The following is a 4,760-nucleotide window of genomic DNA, read 5'->3' as shown; positions in this document are numbered from 1 at the left end:
GTCACGCCGCGCCGCCGCGAGGTCCTGCTCCAGTTTCGCGGCCCGCTCGCGCTCCTGCTCCAGAGGCTTCTGCAGGTCCGCCTTGCTGCCTTGCGAAGCCTGCTTCAGGGTCGCAGTCTCGTCGTTTGCCTTGACCAGCATTGCGGCCAGCGTTTCTACATCACGGCGCGCCGTCGCAAGCTCCTGTTCGAGCTGCGCGGAGCGGTCGCGCTCCCCTTGCAGCGACTTCTGCAAGACCGCAGTGCCTTGCGGGATGTCCTTCAGCGATTTTCTCAGTTTTTCGGTTTCGCTCTGCAAGGCATTCTCGACCTGAACCGAATTCTCGCGTTCCTTGGTCAGCAAGCCCTGCAGCAGCTCAACATCTCGCCGTGCTGTCGCGAGTTCGCGGGTGAGGCCGTCCACGCTCTGCGCTTGGGCTCCGGCCGGACTGGCGTCACCCGCAGGGCTCGTCTTCGCTTGCGCAAGTTGCGGGGAATCGCCGGTGATGCCATTGGACTGCGCGCGCGCTCCGGCGCCGGCATCCGCAAGACACACCATCACAAGGGTTGCTGCAATCCAGGAGGGAACCGCCGGACGCATCGTCCCCGGAGGAGATGGCAGTTGATCCGATTTGACGCGCAAGCCCGCACCCCGCGCGCCCAATATCACCTGTCGCATGGTGATAACGCCCAGTCTGATGCGGCATCATAGGGCTCAGCGGCTCGCGGATACTATGACCCGCAAGGGTTACCCCTGTTAACCGCGCCGCGTTGGGCCGGGCTGACGCGTCGCGCTCAGCCGCGCATGAGATGATGGATTTTGAGGGGTTTACCAGCCGGCCGCGCGTAACGCGGACCCGTTGGTTCCACCCTTCCTGCGCAGCTGCGCAATACCTCACACCGGCCGTTCGCCCTTCACGGTGACGCGGGTGCCGGAGCGGGTGTGCGGCCAGTAGTCCCACATCGCGCGGTGCTGGGCGCAGCGATTGTCCCAGAACGCGATCGCGTTCTCGGTCCAGCGGAAGCGGCACTGGAACAGCGGGTTCTCGGCGTGCTGGTAGAGGTAGGCCAGCATCGCGTCGCTCTCGTCGCGCGGGATGCCGACGATGAAGCGAGTGAAGCCGCGATTGACGTAGAGCGATTTCTTCCCGGTCACCGGATGGGTGCGGACCACCGGATGCTCGGCCCGGGGGTATTCCCGCTTGTCGGCGACGCCGTAGTTGGCATAGAGCCCACGATAAGTCTGCTCGCCGTCATGCAGCGCGGTCAGCCCGTCGAGATAGGCCTTCATGCGGTCCGACAGCGCCTCGTAGGCGGCATACATGTTGGCGAACAGGGTGTCGCCGCCGCGCGGCGGGCACTGCTTGATATAAAGGATCGAGCCCATCGGCGGCTCGAGGTCGCAGGACACGTCGGTGTGCCAGCCTTCGCCATTGGCGCGCGGCGAGTCCTTGTCGGCATAGATCTTCATCAGCGCCGGATCGCCCTCATTGGGGGCTGCGGGGTGGACGTGCAGCTCGCCGAACTTGCGGCCGAAGGCGAGGTGCTGGTCGGGGCTGATGTGCTGGTCGCGGAAGAAGATGACGAGGTTTTCGGCGAGCGCGCGATGGATCTCGTCCATCTGGCGGTTGGAGCGCGCATCGTCGCCGACCAGCTTGCCGATATCGACGCCGGAGATTTCCGCGCCGATGATCGGCGTCAGCTTCTCGACGCCGATGGTCTCGTAGGGCTCGGATTGGTCGGCGAGGTGGCGGTAACGCGGACCTTGCTTGCCGGACAGCGAGCTCATGGGTGTTCTCCCGATGGTTCTTGTTTTGACCATCGTAGCCGGGATCAAGCCAAGCGCAATCCACGCCGCAAAACGTTTACAGCAATCTTCTTTCTTGCGTGCGTAGCGGCGCTAGAGCTTGAACAGGTGGCGTTGGAAGAGATTTAGGATCAGGCCGTGCTCGTATTGAGATCAGCCGGTCATAAGCCAAACCACGCTCGCCATAAGCATAGCGAAGGACACCACCACAGCGCTGACTAAGGCGATTTCAACGCCGTCTATGCCATCATGATGATCCACCCGCATCCGGTGTCACCTCCCCGCGGGTCGAAAACCGACCCTGACTATTAACTTTTGGGGAGCGTTCAAGTTCCGGCGACTTGTGGCGTTTGCGCCTTAGTACCACAGGGCGGTGTTTTGCGAAGACTCGCAACCAATATCTCGCGCCATAACCACCGGCCGTGGTTACGGGTCCCGGCTCCCGTGCGCAATAGGCCGGGACGACACCGAGTATGGGTTACGAGCGGAGCGAAACTACTCCGCTGCGCCCGCCTGCTCGGGCAGTTTGGCGCCGCTGCCGTAACGCTGGTCGATATAGTCGATCACCAGCGCCTTGAAGTCGGCGGCGATGCCGGGACCGCGCAGGGTGCGGAACTTCTTGCCGTCGACGAACACGGGCGCGGCCGGCGCTTCGCCGGTGCCGGGCAGCGAGATGCCGATATTGGCGTGCTTGGATTCGCCGGGGCCGTTGACGATGCAGCCCATGACCGCGACGTTGAGCTGCTCGACGCCCGGATACTTGGTCTTCCAGGCCGGCATCTCGTCGCGGATGAAATCCTGGATCGAGCGCGCCAGCTCCTGGAACGTGGTCGAGGTGGTGCGGCCGCAGCCCGGGCAGGCCGCGACCAGCGGCACGAAGGTGCGGAAACCCATGGTCTGCAGCAATTCCTGCGCGACCTGCACTTCCAGCGTGCGGTCGCCGCCGGGCTCCGGCGTCAGCGAGATGCGGATGGTGTCGCCGATGCCCTGCTGCAGCAGGATGCCGAGCGCAGCCGACGAAGCCACGATGCCCTTCGAGCCCATGCCGGCCTCGGTGAGGCCGAGATGGATCGCATAGTCCGAGCGGCGCACGACTTCCTGATAGACCGCGATCAAATCCTGCACGGCGGAGACCTTCGCCGACAGGATGATCTTGTTCTTCGGCATGCCGAGCTCCTGGGCGCGGGCCGCCGACAGCAGCGCCGACTGCACCATCGCCTCGCGGGTCACCGCGCGGGCGTCGCGCGGATTCGGCGACGCGGTGTTCTCGTCCATCAGCTTGGTGAGCAGCTCCTGGTCGAGCGAGCCCCAATTGGCGCCGATGCGCACCGGCTTGTTGTTCTTGTTGGCGATCTCGATGATGTCGGCGAACTGGGTGTCGCGCTTGTTCTTGAAGCCGACATTGCCGGGATTGATGCGGTACTTGTCGAGCGCCTCGGCGCAATCAGGATACTCGGCGAGCAGCTTGTGGCCGATATAATGGAAGTCACCGATCAGGGGCGTCGTGATGCCGCGCTTGCGCAGGCCGTCACGGATATGCGGCACCGCGGCAGCGGCTTCCTCGCGGTCGACCGTGATGCGCACCATCTCGGAGCCGGCGCGGGAGAGCGCGGCCACCTGGGCGATAGTGCCATCGATATCGGCGGTGTCGGTGTTGGTCATCGACTGCACGACGATCGGCGCACCGCCGCCGACGGCAACGTTGCGACCATGACCTGCGTGGTTTGGTGCCGCGGCTGAGGGCCTGCGACGTCGTCTTGCGGCAAAATCTCGGGCTTGTTCATGGCGTCTCGAATATCAGGTTTTGGTGACATTCACCAAGGGGGCGATAAGCCTTGCGCAGGGCAGGCCAAACGGTCAGGTTTCGGAGTGAATTCAACAGCTTATGGCGCCGATTGAGGCCAAACGCAAGCCATGCAGCGGCGTCCTGCATGGTCAGCTATATTGGACCGAATTGGGGTGAATCAAAGGGCAAAGTGACCGCTTTTCATGTGACTTGGCGCATCTTAGCATCCACTTAAGATCATACCGGGAGGGCGCGACATGGCCGACTATGGCGAGCTGATCACCACGGCGGAACTCGCCGAGATCCTGACCCGGCCCGAGTTGCGGCTGTTCGACTGCACGACCTATCTGGAGCCGGCCCCCACGGGCAGCGGTGTTCCCTATATTGTCGTCTCGGGCCGCCAGACGTTCGAAGCCGGCCATATCCCGGGCGCCAATTTCCTCGATCTGCAGGCCGAATTCTCCGATCCCCATACCAATCTGCGCTTCATGATGCCGCCGACCGCCCAGCTCGAGGCGGCGTTCGGCCGGCACGGCATCTCAGCAGGCAGCCGCGTCGTGCTCTATTCGATCGGGACTGCGATGTGGGCGACGCGGTTCTGGTGGATGCTGCGCTCCCTGGGCTTCGAGGGCGCCGCGGTGCTCGACGGCGGCATCGACAAATGGACCGTCGAGGGACGCGACATCGAGACCGGGCTTGCCGGCGGCTATCCGCCGGCGACGTTCCCGGCGCGGCCCAAGGACGGCATGTTCGTCGACAAGCATGACGTGCTCGCCGCCACCACCGAGCGCGACACCGTGATCGTCAACGCGCTCGGCCCGCAATTCTACAAGGGGTTGGAGCCGAGCCGCTACGGCCGGCCCGGCCGCATCCCCAGCAGCGTCAGCGTGCCGGCGGCGACATTGATCGATCCCAAGAGCAAAACATTCGTGTCGCTCGAAGAGGCCGAGGCAACCTTCGCCGCGCAAGGCATCACCAAAGACAAGCGCGTCGTCGCCTATTGCGGCGGCGGCATCTCCGCAACCATCGACCTGTTCCAGCTGCACCGGCTCGGCTACGACAACCTCACGCTCTATGACGGGTCAATGGGCGAATGGGCGAAGGATGCGGAGCTGCCGATCGAAGTGGGGTAGCGGATCACCACAGCTCTCCCCACGTCGTCCTGGCCTAGTGCGCAATTGCGCACGGG

2 protein-coding genes and 2 pseudogenes are annotated in these 4,760 nt (G+C 64.1%); 1 reads left to right on the top strand and 3 read right to left on the bottom strand.

The window, feature by feature from the left end; translation table 11 throughout:
* From AKN84_RS43990 to ispG, 3 genes and pseudogenes are all read right to left on the bottom strand, one after another.
* A pseudogene (locus tag AKN84_RS43990) lies at positions 1-621 on the bottom strand (hypothetical protein); the annotation flags it as partial.
* A gap of 252 nt (positions 622-873) precedes the next feature.
* Positions 874-1,767 (bottom strand): TauD/TfdA dioxygenase family protein, encoded by an 894-nt coding sequence (locus AKN84_RS43985; protein ID WP_028343560.1) that lies wholly within the window; start codon positions 1,765-1,767, stop codon positions 874-876.
* 513 nt (positions 1,768-2,280) lie between these two features.
* Positions 2,281-3,569 (bottom strand): annotated as a pseudogene (gene ispG / locus AKN84_RS43980) (flavodoxin-dependent (E)-4-hydroxy-3-methylbut-2-enyl-diphosphate synthase).
* A 259-nt stretch (positions 3,570-3,828) separates the two neighbouring features.
* On the opposite strand from ispG, the gene AKN84_RS43975 reads away from it, so the two are divergent.
* Complete coding sequence (locus tag AKN84_RS43975) at positions 3,829-4,704, top strand: sulfurtransferase (protein ID WP_050426558.1); 876 nt, start codon at positions 3,829-3,831, stop codon at positions 4,702-4,704.
* Positions 4,705-4,760 lie beyond the last annotated feature (56 nt).

This window comes from Bradyrhizobium tropiciagri (genome assembly GCF_001189845.1).
Taxonomy (GTDB): Bacteria; Pseudomonadota; Alphaproteobacteria; order Rhizobiales; family Xanthobacteraceae; genus Bradyrhizobium; species Bradyrhizobium tropiciagri.
The sequence above is the reverse complement of the archived record's forward strand: the minus strand, read 5'-3'. Positions and strand labels throughout refer to the sequence as shown.